The organism is Paenibacillus sp. S-38, from assembly GCF_049942825.1.
Taxonomy (GTDB): domain Bacteria; phylum Bacillota; class Bacilli; order Paenibacillales; family NBRC-103111; genus Paenibacillus_G.
Window position 1 is genome coordinate 353,698 of record NZ_CP187970.1, and the last position, 17,279, is coordinate 370,976.

General features: G+C 60.9%; 10 protein-coding genes. 8 read left to right on the forward strand and 2 right to left on the reverse strand.

Annotated elements, in window-relative coordinates; genetic code table 11:
- Positions 1-26: 26 nt before the first annotated feature.
- The 8 genes from ACP26L_RS01825 (at position 27) to ACP26L_RS01860 (ending at position 14,297) form a co-directional block, all read left to right on the forward strand.
- Positions 27-998 (forward strand): ABC transporter permease, encoded by a 972-nt coding sequence (locus ACP26L_RS01825; protein WP_426450762.1) that lies wholly within the window; start codon positions 27-29, stop codon positions 996-998.
- Between the two features lie 16 nt (positions 999-1,014).
- On the forward strand, positions 1,015-1,890 hold the full coding sequence (locus ACP26L_RS01830; protein WP_426450764.1) for a carbohydrate ABC transporter permease: 876 nt from the start codon (positions 1,015-1,017) through the stop codon (positions 1,888-1,890).
- A 38-nt stretch (positions 1,891-1,928) separates the two neighbouring features.
- Positions 1,929-3,578: an extracellular solute-binding protein gene (locus ACP26L_RS01835; RefSeq protein WP_426450765.1), complete on the forward strand. Its 1,650-nt coding sequence runs from the start codon at positions 1,929-1,931 to the stop codon at positions 3,576-3,578.
- A gap of 282 nt (positions 3,579-3,860) precedes the next feature.
- Positions 3,861-7,949 carry a DUF7594 domain-containing protein gene (locus ACP26L_RS01840; protein WP_426454784.1) on the forward strand — a complete coding sequence of 1,363 codons (4,089 nt, stop codon included), beginning with the start codon at positions 3,861-3,863 and terminating at the stop codon, positions 7,947-7,949.
- A gap of 286 nt (positions 7,950-8,235) precedes the next feature.
- Positions 8,236-9,204: a TRM11 family SAM-dependent methyltransferase gene (locus ACP26L_RS01845; RefSeq protein ID WP_426450766.1), complete on the forward strand. Its 969-nt coding sequence runs from the start codon at positions 8,236-8,238 to the stop codon at positions 9,202-9,204.
- A gap of 85 nt (positions 9,205-9,289) precedes the next feature.
- Positions 9,290-9,754: a DUF2243 domain-containing protein gene (locus ACP26L_RS01850; protein ID WP_426450768.1), complete on the forward strand. Its 465-nt coding sequence runs from the start codon at positions 9,290-9,292 to the stop codon at positions 9,752-9,754.
- Between the two features lie 265 nt (positions 9,755-10,019).
- Entirely contained in the window at positions 10,020-13,133 is a 3,114-nt protein-coding gene (locus tag ACP26L_RS01855; RefSeq protein WP_426450769.1) for a PAS domain S-box protein, read from the forward strand.
- A gap of 351 nt (positions 13,134-13,484) precedes the next feature.
- Positions 13,485-14,297, forward strand: a complete 813-nt coding sequence (locus ACP26L_RS01860) for a serine/threonine protein kinase (protein ID WP_426450770.1) — start codon at positions 13,485-13,487, stop codon at positions 14,295-14,297.
- Between the two features lie 19 nt (positions 14,298-14,316).
- On the opposite strand, the gene ACP26L_RS01865 is transcribed toward ACP26L_RS01860, so the two are convergent.
- Complete coding sequence (locus ACP26L_RS01865) at positions 14,317-14,502, reverse strand: hypothetical protein (protein ID WP_426450772.1); 186 nt, start codon at positions 14,500-14,502, stop codon at positions 14,317-14,319.
- A gap of 282 nt (positions 14,503-14,784) precedes the next feature.
- Positions 14,785-17,226 carry a YcdB/YcdC domain-containing protein gene (locus ACP26L_RS01870; RefSeq protein ID WP_426450773.1) on the reverse strand — a complete coding sequence of 814 codons (2,442 nt, stop codon included), beginning with the start codon at positions 17,224-17,226 and terminating at the stop codon, positions 14,785-14,787.
- Positions 17,227-17,279: the final 53 nt, after the last annotated feature.

The following is a 17,279-nucleotide window of genomic DNA, read 5'->3' on the forward strand; positions in this document are numbered from 1 at the left end:
GCAGGCCCCCCGGAAGGAGGGATGGTATGAAGTCCATACAAACGTCAAGGCTGGGCAGCCTCGGCGCAGAAGAGCGGCCCGGCCTCTCCGGCGAGCAGCTGCGCCGGCGCAGGCAGTGGAAGCAGAACGTGCCGCTGCTGCTCATGTTCATGCCCGGAATCCTGTTCTATCTCATTTTTAAATACGTCCCGATGGGCGGCCTGGTGATCGCATTCAAGGATTACAACTTTGCCGACGGTGTGTTCGGCAGCCCTTGGGTGGGCTGGGCGAACTTCGAGCTGCTGTTCAACCAGGCGCAGACCTTGAACATCATCCGCAATACGCTGCTGCTCAGCCTATTGTCGCTGGTGGTGGGATTCCCCGTGCCGATCGTTCTCGCGATCCTGCTGAACGAAGCGCGGCGCATGTGGTTCAAACGGATCGTACAGACGCTGGTGTATCTGCCGCATTTTCTATCCTGGGTCATTGTCGGGGGCATCGTGCTCTCGCTCTTCTCCCTCGAATCGGGCTCGATCAACCGTTGGATCACGAGCTTAACGGGAGAGCCGTATCCGTTCCTGTACGAACCCTTCTCCTGGATCGCGGTCTTCATCGGCTCGGGCATCTGGAAGGAGATGGGCTTCTCCGCCATCATCTATCTGGCGGCTCTGACTACGATCGATCCGCACCTGTACGAATCCGCGGCGATGGACGGCGCCGGCAAGCTGCGCCAGATCTGGCACATCACGCTGCCGGGCATCTCGTCCACCGTCATTCTGCTGCTGATCCTTGGGGTCGGCAAAATCATGGAAGTCGGCTTCGACCAAGTCTGGGTGCTCCAGAATGAAGCCGTATCGAGTGTCTCGGGGGTCATCTCCACGTATATCTATACCTTCGGAATCCAGCGCGGGCAGTTCAGCGTGACGACGGCCATGGGGCTTTTCGACAGCCTGGTCGGCTTCATCCTTGTGCTCACCGCGAACACAATCGCGCGGCGGTTCAACCAAGGGCTTTGGTAGAAAGGAGGCAGAGCCGATGAAATCCACGTTCTCCGAAAAATTATTTTATACCGTCAACTATCTCCTCTTGTTTCTTGTCGCCATGACCTGCCTGCTCCCGCTTGTACATCTGGCGTCCCTGTCGCTGAGCGACTCCCATGCGGTTCTCTCGGGACGGGTCACCCTCTGGCCGGTGGGCTGGACGCTGGAATCGTATCAGATGCTGTGGGAGGGCACGCGGATCGTCGAGGCATTCGGCAACTCGCTGATCATTACCGTTGTCGGTGTCATCCTGTCGATGGTCTGCACCATTCTGACCGCTTATCCGCTCTCCCGCCGGTATTTCTTCGGCAGACGGTGGTTCCTCCTTGCGGCGGTGTTCACGATGCTGTTCGCCGGCGGCACGATCCCGACGTATCTCGTCATCAAGGAGCTGGGGCTCGTCAACAACTACGGCGCCCTCTGGCTGCCCGCCCTGGTGAATACGTACAACATGCTCGTGCTGCGGACGTTCTTCGAGAACATTCCGGAGGAGCTGGAGGATGCGGCCCGGATGGACGGCTGCGGCGAGTGGCGCATGCTGATCGGGATGATGCTGCCGCTGTCCCTGCCGGCGCTGGCCACCCTGACGCTGTTCTACGGCGTGGGCTTCTGGAATTCGTTCCTCAGCGTGCTGATTTACATCAATGAGACCGACAAGTATAATCTGACCGTACTCGTGCAGCAGATGATCCGGAAGCAGTCGCTGCTGCAGGAGTTGGTATCCGTCCAGCCGGAGGATGCCGCCAGTCTTACGCCGGAGGGCATCAAGGCCGCGGGTGTCATGGTCTTGATCATCCCCATGATGATCGTATATCCCTTCCTGCAGAAATACTTCGTGAAAGGCGTCATGTTAGGGTCGATCAAGGGGTAGCCGGAGCTTGCGAATAGAAGAGAGAGGGTGCTGTGCAAGTGAAACGTATCGGTAAAAAGGTTGTTGCCTCCCTGATCGCCTCCCTGTCCATGGGGCTGCTGCTGGCTGCCTGCAATAACAGCGACCAGACGCCGAAGGAGGCGGTGGACGATCCGTCGAAGCCGCCGGTCAAGCAGGATATCTCCGTCACGATCTATGACAAAGGGGCGGTTCCCAAGGCGGAAGGCACGGTGGAGAGCAACCGCTGGACGAAGTGGATTAACGAGAAGGGGCCAGCGAACGTGAAGTTCGTGGCGGTGCCGCGGTGGGAGTCGCAGGAGAAGCTGAACGTGCTCTTCTCCTCGGCCAGCGCGCCTGATCTCATCTTCGAATATGCGCCCCATATCAAGAATCCGATCTACGACCAGAAGCAGATGATGCCGATCGACGAGCTCATTGAGAAGCACAGCACGGAATACAAGAAGCTGCTCGCGGACAATCCGGCTCTCCGCAAGGTCGGCTTGAAGTCGGACGGCAAGCTCTATGAGTTCGCACGCCTCTCCGAGGTTGTGCCGATCCATGCGCTCCTGATCCGCGAGGATTGGCTGCAGAAGCTGAACCTGCAGGCGCCGAAGACCACCGAAGAGCTGTATCAGGTGGCCAAAGCGTTCGCCGAGAAGGACCCGGACGGCAACGGGAAGAAGGATACCTACGGCATGGCCATCTCCTTCCAGTCCGGCTACGTTGTCGACCAGATCTTCCAGGCCACCCGCTGGGTCGTGACAGACGGCAAGCTCGTCCGCAACTGGGAAAACTTCCGCCATACGGCGGAGTTCAAGAAGCGTCTGTTCGATGAAGGCATCGTCGACCGCGATTACCTCAATGACAAGAACGGGGCCAAGGCGAAGCAGGACTTCATCAACGGCAAGATCGGCATCTATCCGCTGCAGATCAACTGGCCGAGTTTCGTCAACGGTGAGCTGGCGGGCCTGAAGAAGAACGTGCCGGACGCCAAAGTGGCTCCGATCGCCTATCCGAAGAGCCCGGCGGGCGAATTCAATCCGGCCTTCACGAATCCGGTCCAGGCAACGGCCTTCGTCAACCGGGCGGCCAAACACCCGGAGGCGGTGATGAAGTACGTCGACTTCCTGGTGAAGCCGGAGACGGTGAAGACGCTGAAATACGGCATCGAGAACGAGCATTGGAAGCCGGGGCCGACGGGCTGCCCGGTGCCGGTCGACCCCGAGAAATCCAAGAATGAGGTGGGCTGGACGGCGGATTACCAGATGCTTTCCTCGGGCATTCTCGATGAGAAGTGCGGCAAGACGGTGTCCGCCTTCAACAGTGAGATTCCGATTCAGAAGGAAGGGCTGGAGCTCTACCAGAAGGCGCTGGCGATCTATCTCGATCCCTCCAAGCCTTATGTGGAGCTGACCCATCCGGAGCATATGCCGCAGCTGCCCAAGGACGTCAACGTCATCTCCGACAGCATGACAAAGCCGATCGACGATATCTGGGTGAAGGCGGTGCTTGGCGGCAAGGAATATACACCCGAGCAGGCCATGAAGGATGCGCAGGATACTTGGAACAAAGGGAACGGCAAGAAAGTCGAGGACTGGTTCCAGAACTGGTATGAGAAAGACCGCGATAAAGCATTTTTGGCCAAAGACATCTATGACATCATGAAAAAGCAGCATAACCTCAAATAAGCTCCCGGACCCACGGCGGCCCCCGCGACAAGCAGCGGGGGCTTGGTCCACCTCTCCCCCGGATTCGCAGCTTCTTCGCACAACCGAATGTTTTCCTTCTGTTCTTTGACTGATGTCCACTCCAAGGGCGTAGAGACGCGTATAGATACGGGGCGTTCCGGGCAGCCGGATGCTTCCATACCAGCTGCGGAGCAACAGACAGACAAACAGCACTCGATTCTGGCGGTTCCACATCACTCTATTCTGGAGGGAAGCGCGATGAATCTTCGAAGAGGTTTGTTGATGTTGTGCCTGTGGTCACTGATATTCTCCACCTTCGTCGGATGGGCCCCGGGGTACGGGGTACAAGCGGCAGAGCCGGCCGCATCCGTTCGGAACGACGAGTTACAGAGCTGGAGCCTCACCCATGAGCATTCCCCGACGCTGACGCTCGAGAGCGCCGGCACGGGAGGCTTCGATCCGACCCGGGTGAAGCGCAGCGCGGCTTACAAGGAATTCATCACTTACAAGACGGCGGAGCCTCTACAGTCCTTTGCGGTCTACGGCTATTACCACCCGCAGGGGCAGCCGTACGATCACCCGCTGTTCTATGTCTCGCCGAATGGAACCGATTATACGAGGGTAACCCCTAAGCTGATCGAGCTTGGCGGGTATTATCCGCTCATCATCTACGAGCTCGAGGGGCTTACCGCGGGAAGCGTATATCTGAAGATCGAATACACCGGGGGGCTGATCGTCCGTTCGCCCCTGATCGGCAGGGTGGTGCTGAACGGACCGTCCGTCGTGGTGCCCGGCATGCCTCCTGGAGAGGTGCCGGCAGGTGCCAAGCTGACGCTTTCGTCTACAGCCGGCGCATCCGTCTATTACACGACCGACGGCAGCGATCCGAGAACATCCCCTGTAAAAAAGCTGTATACAGAACCGATCGGACTGAGCGGGATCGTATTATTGAAAGCATACTCGCAGTTCGGGACGAACACGGCCTCGGCCAGTGCCGTGAATACGTTCCGCTATATCGTCAGGGGCACCCAGGACCACGTCGTTCCTGTGAGCGAGGACGTCTATGTGGACGGCACGGTACCGGACACGAGCCGGGGAACCGAGCCGCTGCTGTTCATGAAGGCGCTGAAGAACCGCGAGGCCTACCTGAAGTTCGACCTGTCGAAGGTCGATACCGGTACGCAGAAGGTATACCTGAACCTGTACGGCCAGACGTATGACTCCTCCCAGGCTCCGGCAAGGCTGAGGCTGTACGGTGTGGAGAACAGCTGGTCCGAAGGCGCGATGACCTACAATACGAAGACGCTGCCCACCCCGGCACCCGCAGGGGCCGAGATCGGCGAAGCCGTATGGCCGTATGAGCCGAGCGGTTGGATGTCCATCGACATTACCGGGTATATCAAAGGGCAGAAGGCCTTGGGCAAAACCACGGCCAGTGTCGGGATCGTGAACACCACCGACGGGGCCGCCTATGTGAACGCCAAAGAGGCTGGTACGAATAAGCCGTATCTGCTGCTCGTGCAGGGGCAGCCGGGGACAGGGCCGGGAGAGGAGCCTGCGAACCTGCCGGGGCTTGTGGACCCGCTCGACACATTCGGGAATGTGATGGCCCGCACGAATATGCGGACGGAGGGAGCGGATGCCCAGTATCTCGGCGGCGACCTCAAGCGGGCGACGCGTTCGACAACGGCCCTCGGGTCGCTAACCTACAAGACGGACTACGATATCCGTTCTTTTGCCATCCACAGCTATTTCTTCATGGGCGTGGCGGTTGAGCCTCTGAAAGTGTACGCCTCGCCGAACGGCACCTCCTTTACCGAAGTGGTGCTCCAGCCGTACAAGAGCGGTGCGTCGGTCTCCAACTGGCAGATGTTCGTCTATGAAGCCAGGGGACTGCCTGCAGGCACCCGATATCTCAAGATTGAGGTAAAGGGCGATGCCAAAGCCTGGACGCCGCAGATCGGCAAAGTCATCCTGAACAAGAATGTGATGTCGGTCTTGGCCGTGCCCGATCACGGAACCGTTGTCGGCCAGCCGCTCTCCGTTGCGCTGTCGACCCCGACCGCCGGAGCGCAGATCTTCTACAAGCTGAACGCGGAGACGGAAGCGCAGCCTTATACGGGAGCGATCAGCATCCAGGACTCGGCGACGCTTCATGCGTTCGCTATAAAGGATGGCATGGAAGCAAGCGCGCCGCGCTCATATGTGTACCGTTCGAAGGCGGACTGGGTCGTGGATAAGTACGGGCAGATGAACTCGGCGGATTTCCCCGAGAAGGTGAAGACCGATGACGAGCTCCGTGCCGATATGGCCGCTGACAAGAGCTACTATGACGGGCTGCGGGCTCCGAACTGGGATGCCTACGGCGGACTTGTCGGCAGCAAAGAGACGTACGGCCTGCAGGCCAAGGGCTATTATAATGTCCAGACGGCGGCCGACGGCCGCAAGATCCTGGTTACCCCGCTGGGCACGGCCTTCTTCAGTGTGGGGATCAACGGCATCTCGCCGAACGACACGTATACGCAGGTGACGGGGCGCGAAGAGATCTTCGAGTGGCTGCCGGATTACGCCGCCACCGAGTACAAGTCGGCCTTCATGGGTACCAAAGACTACTTTTCCTATTACCTTGCGAACTATATCAAGAAGACGGGAACGCCGTATACCTCGGAAGCCTTCTACCAGACTAGCTGGGCGAGGATGAAAAAGTGGGGCTTCAACAGCGCGGGCGGCTGGTCGCCTACGCCGCTGTCGGAGCAGTTCCAGGTGCCGTACTTCCCGTTCCTGCCGCTTGGGAACCTGGAGTGGGCGAAGATTGAAGGGGTCAAGATCTTCGATATCTTCGCGGACGGGGCGGAAGCGAAGCTGGAAGCGGCGCTGGAGCCGGTGCTGACGCCGAACAAGAACAATCCGCTGATTGTCGGTTATTTCCTAGGCAATGAGAACCACTACCAGAAGATCGCTCCGGAGATTCCGAAGCTGAAGGGCAGCGTAGTGGCGGCCAAACGCAGACTTGTGCAGATGCTGCAGGAAAAGTACGGGACGATCGAAGCGTTCAACGCAGCATGGAACGGCAACTATGGCAGCTTCGCCGAGCTGAACGACGCCGTGCTCTATATCGATTCACAGCAGGCACAGTATGATATCGACGACTTCGTGAAGCTGTATCTCGACACGTATTACGGCACGGTTGCCCGGGTCTTCCGCAAGTATGACAGCAATCACCTGCTGCTTGGTGACCGCTGGCTCACGATTCCGATGAACAACGCCAAGCTGCGCGGCTTCATGGCCGAAGCGGCGGGTCGTCATATGGATGTCATCTCCATGAACCATTATGCCAAGAATCTCAATGTGACGATGCTAAATGAAGTGTATGCCAAATCGGGAGGAAAGCCGCTCATCCTGACCGAGAACGGCTTCGGCACGATGGAGCAGGGGCTCGGGTCTCCGCTGCTCGTCGCCGACCAGAATGAACGGCAGCTGCGGTACCGGGCCTACGTGGAAGGGGCAGCCTCGCTCGGGTATGTGGTCGGGGCGCACTGGTTCACGTATCTCGACCAGGCGGCTACGGGCCGTTGGTCCGAGGCGGATGACGGCGAGCATTATAACTTCGGCCTCGTGAACGTGGCCGACCGCCCGTACAAGACGTTCCTGCAGGGCGTCATGGCCACGAACCACGACATCTACCGTGTGGTACTGGGCGAGAAGGAGCCTTTCCGCTATGACTTCGGCGATTCGCCAAGGCAGCCTGGCAATAACACGATGGCGATTCCGTATACGCCGGTGCCGGTGCCGATCGACGGTGAAGTGAACGGCTTCCCGGCCGGGACGCCGAAGTATGTGCTGAGCGAGGCACAGCTTGTCGGCGGTACCGACGGGGCGGGCATGTCGGGCGAGTACACGCTGGCCTGGGATAACGCCAACCTGTACGTGACCGCATCGATCACCGAACCTACCCCGATGCGCAACCAGTACACCGACATGAACGTCTGGCGCGGGGACGGTGTGGAGTTGTTCTTCGGCCCGGGCGACCTTACAACGCCGGGCGACCCGCTATTCAACGACCGGCAGCTGATCATGAGCGCCCAGCCGACGGCCGAAGGGCAGCCGTTCTGGTTCTGGTTCAACACGAACCGGCAGAAGGCGGTCAGCATGGCGGTGAAGGCGAGAAGCGGCGGCTATGTGGTCGAAGCCGCGATCCCGTGGGAGACGGTGAACATGCAGGCGGCGGACGGACTCCAGTTCCGCTTCGACCTCGGCTTCGATGACAGTGAGGACGGGGAGAACCGCAAGCGGCAGTGGATGTGGAACGGCACGAACACGAACTCCACCGAGCGCAGCAACTGGGGCAAGGCCACGTTGGTGAAGCCGTAAGGCATACGTCAATCAGGATCACTGCCGGATGGTAAGGCAGGCGGAAAGCAGGGCACCGGGGGTGTCCGGCCGGCCTGCAGCCGACAGAGCATGGCCGGCAGGTCCATCACGTAAGGAATGCAGGAGGGGGCAGAGCCGCTTGGGGCGGTCTGTCCCTTCCTTGTGTTAAAATCTAAGAATTTAGAAAGGGCCTCCCCTACTCATGCATTCCCGTCACCTTCCATTTGCCGGCTCGTCTGCCGAGCCGTGTGTGATATAATGGCGGCATGAGAAGGAGAGAACGACTGTGAACCTTATCCATGAACCAAGGCAGGGAGGGCCTGAGCCCGAAGCCCCTGCCTGTCTCTATACGTATGCCTGCCACGAGGACGAGCTTGAGCTCTGCCGGCTCGAGCTCCGTGAGCTGTTCGGCTGCACGGCCGAGGGCGGCTGGCTGCGTTCGCCGCGCGTGCTGGACCCGGGGCGCAGCCCGTTCCTGAAGCAGCGGCTCGACGTGCGCTTCGAGGAAGACAGCCTGCCGGCGCTGCTCGAACGGCTGCCGGAGCTTGAGCTCGCCGGCGGCACGTTCAAGGTCGTCTACGCCGAAGGGGGGCTCGGCGCCGACTACGGCGAGCAGCGTGCGCTGGAACGCCAAGCCGGCGCCCGCATCCGCGGCCGGGCGGACATGCGTACGCCGCAGCACGTGCTTGGCCTTACCTGCGCAGACGGCCGCTGGCTGCTCGGGCCGCTGCACCGCGGCGAAGCCCACTGGCTGCAGCATGCGCAGAAGCCGCAGAACTACTCCACCGCCCTCAGCACCCGGGTCGCCCGGGCGGTGGTGAACATCGCCGTGCCGGAGGGAGCCGGCCGGCGGCTGATCGACCCGTGCTGCGGCATGGGCACGGTGCTGGTCGAAGCGCTGTCGATGGGCATCGGCAGCGAGGGCTGCGACATCAACCCGCTGGCCGTGCGCGGAGCACGGGTGAATCTGCGCCACTTCGGCTTTCCGGAGTCGGCGGTGCGGCTGGCCGATATGACCGGCTTAGAGGAGACGTACGACGCAGCCGTGCTCGACCTGCCGTACAACCTGTGCTCGAAGCTCTCGGCCGAGGAGCAGGCAGGCCTGCTGGCGGGTGTCCGGCGGCTCGCGGCCCGGGCCGTCATTGTCGCGACGGAGGAGATCGGGGAGGAGATCGCTGCTGCAGGCTTCCATGTGGCGGGGCATGCCGTGCTCCGGAAGGGCTCGTTCAGCAGACAGATCTATCTTGGCCTCTAGGGAAGAGGGCGGGTGCACTTCGTATGCTACCGGGTAAAAACGGTTATAACTGCATCTATCCGTTACGTACGAAGGAGGCACCCTAATGAACGGATTCACGCATGACCTTCGGCATCACCCGACTCTGCTGGGCGCGTTCCTGCTCGGGATCGGAGCGATCGGCATGCTCGACGGGATCATCTTCCACCAGCTGCTCCAGTGGCACAGCGTCAATATGCATACGGACCGGCAGCATCAGATTATGAGCGACGGGCTCTTTCATCTTGCGGTGACGGTGGTCATGATCTGGGGTGCGGTGGTTCTATGGAACAGCGGCAGGGCGGACGAACCCGGCGCAAGGAGGCTTTTCCTCTCCGGCCTGTTCACCGGCGCCGGGCTCTTCAACTTCGTGGAAGGCATCATCAACCATCATGTGCTTCAGCTTCATCATGTGCATCCGGGGGAGTACCAGACCGCTTTCGATCTGGCTTACGATGCTTCGGGGCTTCTTATGCTGTTCGCCGGTCTGGCGCTTTACCGCAGCTCGCGGGGGCGCATAAGGGCACGCTAGGTCTGGCTTTCCACCGCCCTGCAGCAAGCTCACAGCCGCTTGTCTTCTCCGAAGACGGCGGTTTTTTCATGCGGACCGGCCTGCTTCCACTCTTTATGCCGCCTGCGGCCGCGGTTCAGATGTGGATTTCAACAGTTTTGGGAATATTCGTTAGAAGTGCCGACAGGAAAATGACGAATGATGTCGAATAAAGTGGTATCGAGCTACATTTTATGATAGTAAGCTAACTTTAATGAGATCAAGCTAACTTTCCGGAGGGACCCCATTGATTCTCCAAGTGCTGATTGAAGATCTGGTGCTGGTCATCGGCCTGCTGCTTATAACGATGTTTCTGTTCCCTCGCTCCGCCTTCCGCATGACTCTGCGGCAGCGTATATCCGCGGGTCTGCTTCAAGGCGTCTTCGGAATCCTCTTCATCCATTACGGTTATCCGGTTACAGAGCACGTCGTGCTGGATTACCGGCAGCTGACGGTCATGCTGGCCGGGCATTTCGGCGGCTTCACAGGAGCGCTGACGGCCGGCCTGCTGATCGGGGGGTTCCGGCTTTCGGAAGCGGGCGGTGATCCGGCAGCCCTGCAGGCTGCATTATATACGTTCCTCGCCGCAGCCGGGGCGGGGGGGATCGCCCATTACATACGGGGCTGCCTGCGCAGGTGGGTGACGATGACGGTTTATTTTATAGCGGTAACGGCCCTCTCCCTGCTTCTGGTTCTGCCGCCGCAGGAATACGGTATTCTTCCGTATTATTGTTCGCTGCTGCTCGGAGGTTCGTTCTTCTGCGCGCTGGTGTACACCTTAATCCACGGCAGCATCCTGCGGCTGAACGTCAACCGTGCGATTGCCGCGCTGATGAGGGAGTTCGAACGGTCCGATCACGGCGATATCCATCGAAAGGTGCTGCGAGAGATTATCGAGCTGCTGGAATGCGACTTTGGCAGTCTTCTTACCGTGGACCACAGCGGTTACAGGCTCGTCACGCTGCGGGAGGACGGCGTCATGTCGGAGATTACGGGCCCTGTGACGGACAGCGGTACGGATTCGGTGGAGATCATCCGGTGCCGGGAGCCGATGCACTATCCGAACTGGAACCTGCACCGTCCATCCGGCCTTCTGGACCGGCAGCTGTACGAGAAAGGAATGCGGTCCTCCCTCCATGTTCCGGTCTTCTATCAAGGACAGGTGATTGCGGTACTGGGGGCAGGCTCGAAGCGGGCGGACCATCTTTCCAAGAAGCATCTGCTTCAGCTCCTGCAGATTGCGCCGACCCTCTCTTTCGGCCTGTCGCACGTCAATGCCCAGAACCTGTACCGGGCGGTATCCCAGACGGCCCAGGACGCCATTATTTTGGCGGACGGCGAGATGCGGATTCTCGATTGGAATCCGGGGGCCGAGCGAATCTACGGCTACTCGCGCAGCGAAGCCCTGGGCCGGCTGCTCTCCTGCATCATCCCTCAGCTGACCCCTGATTCTCTCGCCGCACAAAAGGAAGCGGCGGCGGGCCGGACGGAGCTGGCCGGGAGCGGGACGCTGGAGCTGGAAGGGCTGCACCGGGACGGGCATACCTTTCCCATCGAGCTTTCTTTTACCCGCTGGCAGACCGGAGGGGTCTCCTTTTACAGCAGCATCATCCGGGACATCACCCGGCGCAAAAAAACGGAAGCCCAGATCCTCGACTCGGAGAACCGGTTCCGGGCCTTGTTCGAGAATGCCAGCGATATGATTGTGCTCGGGGACTTTCACAATACGGTAGGACTGACTCTGGAGGCCAACGATGTGGCATGCCGCAAGCTCGGTTATACCAGGGATGAGCTGAGGGGCATGACCGGCGTGGAGCTCGGCGTGGGGGATGAGCACTTCAAAACGGAGTACGCGAAGGTCATCCGGCTTCTGAAGGAGAAAGGATCGGCGACCTTCGAGTGGCGCCTTAAGGCGAAGAGTGGGGAGATCTTCCTGTGCGAATGCAGTACGCAGATCATTGATCTCGGCGGCCGGAAGGCTTCGCTGAACATCCTGCGGGATATCTCCGATCGCAAACGGGCGGAGGAAGAACTGCGGAGCAGCGAGGCCCGGTACCGCCGGCTGGTTGAGCTGTCCCCCGAGTTGATTGCGGTGCATACGGAAGGCCGGATCGTGTTCATTAACCAGTCGGGCTCCCGGATGCTGGGTGCCGCTTCGCCGGAAGAGCTCATCGGCCGGAACATCATGGATTTTGTGCATCATGAGTATCACGATGAAGTAAGGCGGCGGGCCCGGCAGATGTACGAGAACGGAACTCCCGTGGAACTGCTGGAGGAGAAGCTGGTCGGCGTCGACGGCCGGATCATCGACGTGCTCATGCAGGGCACGGACATCCGCTACAAGGGAAACGCGTCGGCCATGGTTATGGCGCTCGACCTGACGGAACGCCGGCGGGCGGAGCTGTCGCTGAAGGAGACGGAGGACCGGTTCCGCAAGCTGGTCGAGCTCTCGCCGGATGCCGTCTGCGTGTATCAGGAGGGGCGGATCGTATTCGCGAATGACCGTGCCGCCGCCATCTTCGGGTGTAAGAGTCCTGCTGAGGTGATCGGCACCCCGACGGAGCGCTTCCTGCACCCGAAGCACTATGACAAAGAACTGCTGGATGCCAAAGAACTGTATCGAACCAACGGGGTCCTTCCCCATCTGGAGCTGACATACTTGACGGCACAGGGGACGGAGGTGCCGGTAGAGGTCTCGATCAGCTCGATTATGGACGGGGGTAAACCGGCGATCTTCACCTCCTTCCGGGATATCTCCGAACGGAAGGCGGCCGAGATGAAGCTGCAGGAAACCAACCGTATGCTTGAGGAGGCGAACCGGAAGCTCAAGATGCTGTCTTCCCGCGACGGGTTGACGGGGATGACCAACCGGCGAAGCTTCGACGAGGCCTATAGCAGGGCGTGGAAGGAAGCAGCGAAGGAGGCCAAGCCGCTCTCGGTCATCCTCTGCGATATCGATTTCTTCAAAGCCTACAACGATACGTACGGGCACCAAGGCGGTGACGCCTGCCTGAGGGCCGTGGCAGGCATTCTCGAATCGGAGGCGGGGGGCAGAGGGCACCTGGCGGCGCGCTACGGGGGAGAGGAGTTCGTCATTCTTCTTCCCGGTGCCGGAGCGGTGGAGGCGCGGGAAGCCGCCGAAGCCGTCAGGGCGGCGGTGGAGCAGGCGGCCATTCCGCACAAGGCCTCCAAGGCCGGCGGCTGTGTAACCCTCAGTGCGGGAGCGGCCACCGTGATCCCTCACCCACTGGTGCAGCCGGGCGATCTCATCGGACAGGCGGATAAGGCGCTGTACAAGGCAAAGCTGCAGGGCCGCAACCGCGTCGCCGCCTACGACGATGCGTCCGGGGCCGGGGCTTAACCTCTGGCCCGGCCGGATTCGCTGCGGATACAAGAAGGACACCGGCTCGATCTCCGGTGTCCTTCTTGCTGTGCGGGCGCGTCCTGCTGTGCCCGCCAGGAATGGCGAAGGCATGCTTCTCTGTAGGCGGACGACGGTCCTGGCCCATGGCGGTTAGCCATAAGATAGCTAGGGCCGCATCGCATGCCGAAGCCTCCGGTTTACGATCCGATTCATCCCGCCCCTGCTCGGAAACGGAGCGCTTTCATTATTTCTGTGATGGCCGGCGTAGCCGTTTGACCTTCCTTTTGGTACGATGAGGGAATAAGAGGTATTCGGTGCGCTGGGAGCGGCAGGAGAGGAGATGGCGGGATGCTGCAGTATTTCCGTAACGTGTATACCTCGTGGATCGATTACCCGCTGCGGGAGGGCAGGCTGCTGGGCGGCCGCTATATGGTAGAGCGTTTTCTTGGAATGGGAAGCTACGGGCTGACCTATCTGTGCCGAGATAGCCGGGAAGCGGGGGCGGACGTGGTCGTGAAGATGGCGAAGCCGAGCAAAAAAGAGCTGGGCCGACGCCTGCTGCAGCGGGAGCATGAGATCCTGCAGGTGCTTCGCCACCCCTGCATTCCTGAGGCCCGGCAGCTCTTCGAAGAGAGCGGACGGCTCTGCCTGGTCACGGAGTACATTGCCGGGGAGACGGTAGAGGATCTGATCTTCCGGGAAGAGCGCCGGTTCACCCAGGAAGTGTCCCTCCGATTTGTGCGGGAGCTGCTGGAGATCGTGGCTTTCGTCCACCGTCAGGGGTACGTTCATCTGGATGTCCGTATTCCGAACGTGATGGTACGCGGCGGGGAGATCCATCTCATCGACTTCGGTCTCGCCCGCCGGATCGGCGATACGGAGGGACTGGAGCCCTTCGAGAACGATGAGATGCGGCGGCGCCGCACCCCTGTGGTGCAGAGTGACCTGTACGCAGCCGGCCACTTCCTGCTGTTCCTGCTGTACTCCACCTACCGGGCGGACGAGAACAGTCCGGAGGCGGGCTGGGAGGAAGAGCTTACGGTGTCGGACGGTACGCGGACGCTGCTAAGGCGGCTCCTGCAAGAGGAGCCGCCTTATGCGGATACCGTCAGCTGTATGGCCGGGCTGGACCGGGTGCTGGAGACGCTGCACGGGTCATAGCCGAAGGCGTCTCGGGCGTTTAGCTGGAATAGCTGCTGCCGTGTCTGTTCTTATAATAGCGCTGGCCGTACCCGGAACCGTAGCGGTCGGACGATGAGCCGCGGCGCATCGGGCGGTGGTAACGGTGGGAACTGCTGTAGCGGCGGTGGCTGTGTTTGGAACCGATGACGGAGTGCAGGATTTTGTGAAGCAGATGTTTCAGCATAGTAAGAATCCCTCCCCAATGTTGGTTTTGCATTACTTTACGCAGAAGAGAGCCGCAGGTTTCGGGAAGAGGTGCGATGCCGGCGAGGTAAAAAGTGGCCTGGACTCCGACACGCAGCCACACGATGCTCCCCATCAGCCAAGGAGGGGCTGTTTACCCGTGATTCGAGCCGTACTGCCTTCCCGAGCCGCGCAAGGGGAGCCGCCTTATGATCATAAAAAGAAGCCCCGACGTCCTGGATGTCGGGGCTTCGATGTTCAAGCAGATGTGATGGAGGCTGTGTTACCAGCGCGGATTCACGGGCGAATCCTGCAGCTCCGCACGCACCTGCAGGTACTTGTAGAAGGCGGTGGCCGCCTCGGCCCGGGTCATCTCGGTCTTCGGCCGGAACCTGCCGTCCTCGAGCGTCATGATGCCGAGGCCGTTCACGAGCGCTACCGCACCGGGGCTGGCCGCCGCGCCGGCTTCAAGGTCGGTGGCCTGCTGGACGAAGAGCCCTTCGGTCTGCGCCAGCTTCCGGTAGCCCAAGGCGCGGACGAGCAGCTCGGCCAGATCGGCGCGGGAGAGGGCGGCGTCCGGCTGGAACGTGCCGGAGGTCCGGTCGATCAGGCCGCGGTCGGCGGCGTTCTCGACATAAGCGAAGTACTTGGAGTCCTTCGCGACGTCTGCGAAGGAGGCCGACCGCTCGGCATAGGCTCCGGCGGAGATCGGCAGGTAGCCGCCATTCACGGCGGCGAGCAGCATCTTCACCATCTCCCCGCGGGTGATGAGTCCGTCCGGCTGGACTTTGCCGTCCGTCACATCCAGCGCGCCGTAGTCGATCATCAGGTTCAGCGCTTCTTCCGCCCAGTGGCCGGTGATGTCGGCGGGAGGCGCCGCGAACGGATCTACCTCGCGGCCGCTCTCACGGCTGCGCCACTTGCCGGACTCCGCGTCCAGGAACAACTGCTGCTCACGCTCTGTGAACTTGGGAACGAGTCCGTAGACCAGGCGTGTCTGCAGCTTCTCGGCGCTCTCCGGCTTGATCTCTCCGGAGGCGACCATGACATTGTACTTCTCCTGCGCCATGCCGCCGGTGCCAGCGAAGCCGTACGGAGAAGGCTTGCCTTTGTAGTCAATGACGTACTGCAGCTTGATGTCGTACTGGCCGAGCAGCAGCTTCCGTGCCTCGTCCTCCGCGATGACCTTCGGCGGTTCCGCCGGGTAGGCGATGGTCGAGAGATTGGAGCTGAGCTCCTTGAGCTCGCCGCTCTTGCGGTCGAGGCCGAGGGTAACCGACTCATACTCGGTCGGAATGCCGCCGACGATGCGGCGGAAGTTCACAGGGTAGTACGGCATGACAGCAAGCTTGGTCTTCCATTCGGGAGATTCTTCGCCCTGCGGCTCGAGATAGAGCTGGTGCGCATAGGCAGGCAGGAGCTCCTTCACATGCTCAACCGCTTTGCTTCTCAGCTCGTCAGAGGAAAGCTCCGTACCCGCAGCATCCGTGGAGGCAGCCAGCGGCCGGAATTCGTTCGGCGAGTAGGCGAGAATGATGCCCGTGGAGCTGTCAACGGAGGCGTAGACCGCCTTGCCGCCGTTCTCAGGCGAACCGCCGATGGACCAGCGCAAGTCCCAGGCCGACGTAGTCCGGTTCGTACGGGGATCGGTGAACTCCCGGTAGGAGGCGTCTTCAAGCTTCGCATCCTTCGGCAGAGGGAATTGTGCCGTAATCCGCTCCACCGCCTGTTCTTTGGTGAGCTTCAGCGATGAGGCGGGAAGCTCGGCGAGCGGCTTGTCGCTGACCGGTACGGGTTTGGCGGCAGTGGCGGGCTTGCCGCCGGAGAGGGTCAGTGCTTCGCCTGAAGCGGCGTCGACCATCAGCGGGTCCGACAGGTAGGAGACATAGAGTTGCTGCGCGCTGCTGTCCGCATTGTAAGGAGTCACGTACTGGAGGCGCGGAGCCGACGCTTGGCGGAGGATGTCCGCAGCCTTGTCGGCGGCAATCGGGGTGCCGGCCGGCGCGAATGTCAGCGAGTCGTCCCACTGCTTGGAGTACGAGACAATCCGTCCATCACCGTCTACGGTGATCCGCACTTCATTGGCGTAGAAGGGAATGCCGTTCACACTGCGGACCCAGCGCAGTGGATACTGGGTTTCCCCACTGAGGGGCTTGCGGAAATTCTTCTCGTCTTCGGCCGCGTAGGTCAGCTGGCTCTGCTCCTTCGGGAGCAGCTTGGCCAGCTGGGCCTCGCCGATCGCCTTGGCCTTCTCGAGGGAAACCTGCGGAGGGAAGGAGGGCTTGCGGTCCGGATCGTTGTCGTAGATCTGATAGGAGAGCAGCTCGCCGCTGTTGGAATCTACCGTTACACTGATGCTGCCGTAGTACCCTTTGGCGTCCTGCTTGACGAAGGACAGGTTCCAGGAGCCGCGGGTACTGCCGCCGGCGGACGGGGTGACCTGGTAATTCACGCTCTGGAGCTTGTAGTCCGAAGGAAGGGTGACGTAGGAACCGGCCAGCTCAATCGCGCGCTCTCGGGAAACGGCTGTATTCACAGGGGCTTCGCTTGCAGCCGGGGCGGCTTCCTTGGCAGGGGCCGAAGGTATGGCGGCGGGCAGCAGCACGGCCGGTGCCTGTTCAGCCGAGGCGGCGGACGTGATGGCGGGAAGGGGTGCTGTGGAAGTGAGCAGAATGGCGGTGGTGATGCCGGCGATGCCCCATGGTTTGAAGAATGGCCTTTGCATAAATGGATCCTCTCCGTATCGTGGAATGGGTTGCTACGCACTAAACGTGCCGG

Excerpts from the sequence above, each read along its gene's own strand:
- ACP26L_RS01870 (WP_426450773.1), bottom strand. The coding sequence starts at position 17,226 with ATGCAAAGGCCATTCTTCAAACCATGGGGCATCGCCGGCATCACCACC.
- ACP26L_RS01865 (WP_426450772.1), bottom strand. The coding sequence starts at position 14,502 with ATGCTGAAACATCTGCTTCACAAAATCCTGCACTCCGTCATCGGTTCC.
- ACP26L_RS01840 (WP_426454784.1), top strand. The coding sequence starts at position 3,861 with ATGTTGTGCCTGTGGTCACTGATATTCTCCACCTTCGTCGGATGGGCC.
- ACP26L_RS01830 (WP_426450764.1), top strand. The coding sequence starts at position 1,015 with ATGAAATCCACGTTCTCCGAAAAATTATTTTATACCGTCAACTATCTC.
- ACP26L_RS01860 (WP_426450770.1), top strand. The coding sequence starts at position 13,485 with ATGCTGCAGTATTTCCGTAACGTGTATACCTCGTGGATCGATTACCCG.
- ACP26L_RS01825 (WP_426450762.1), top strand. The coding sequence starts at position 27 with ATGAAGTCCATACAAACGTCAAGGCTGGGCAGCCTCGGCGCAGAAGAG.
- ACP26L_RS01850 (WP_426450768.1), top strand. The coding sequence starts at position 9,290 with ATGAACGGATTCACGCATGACCTTCGGCATCACCCGACTCTGCTGGGC.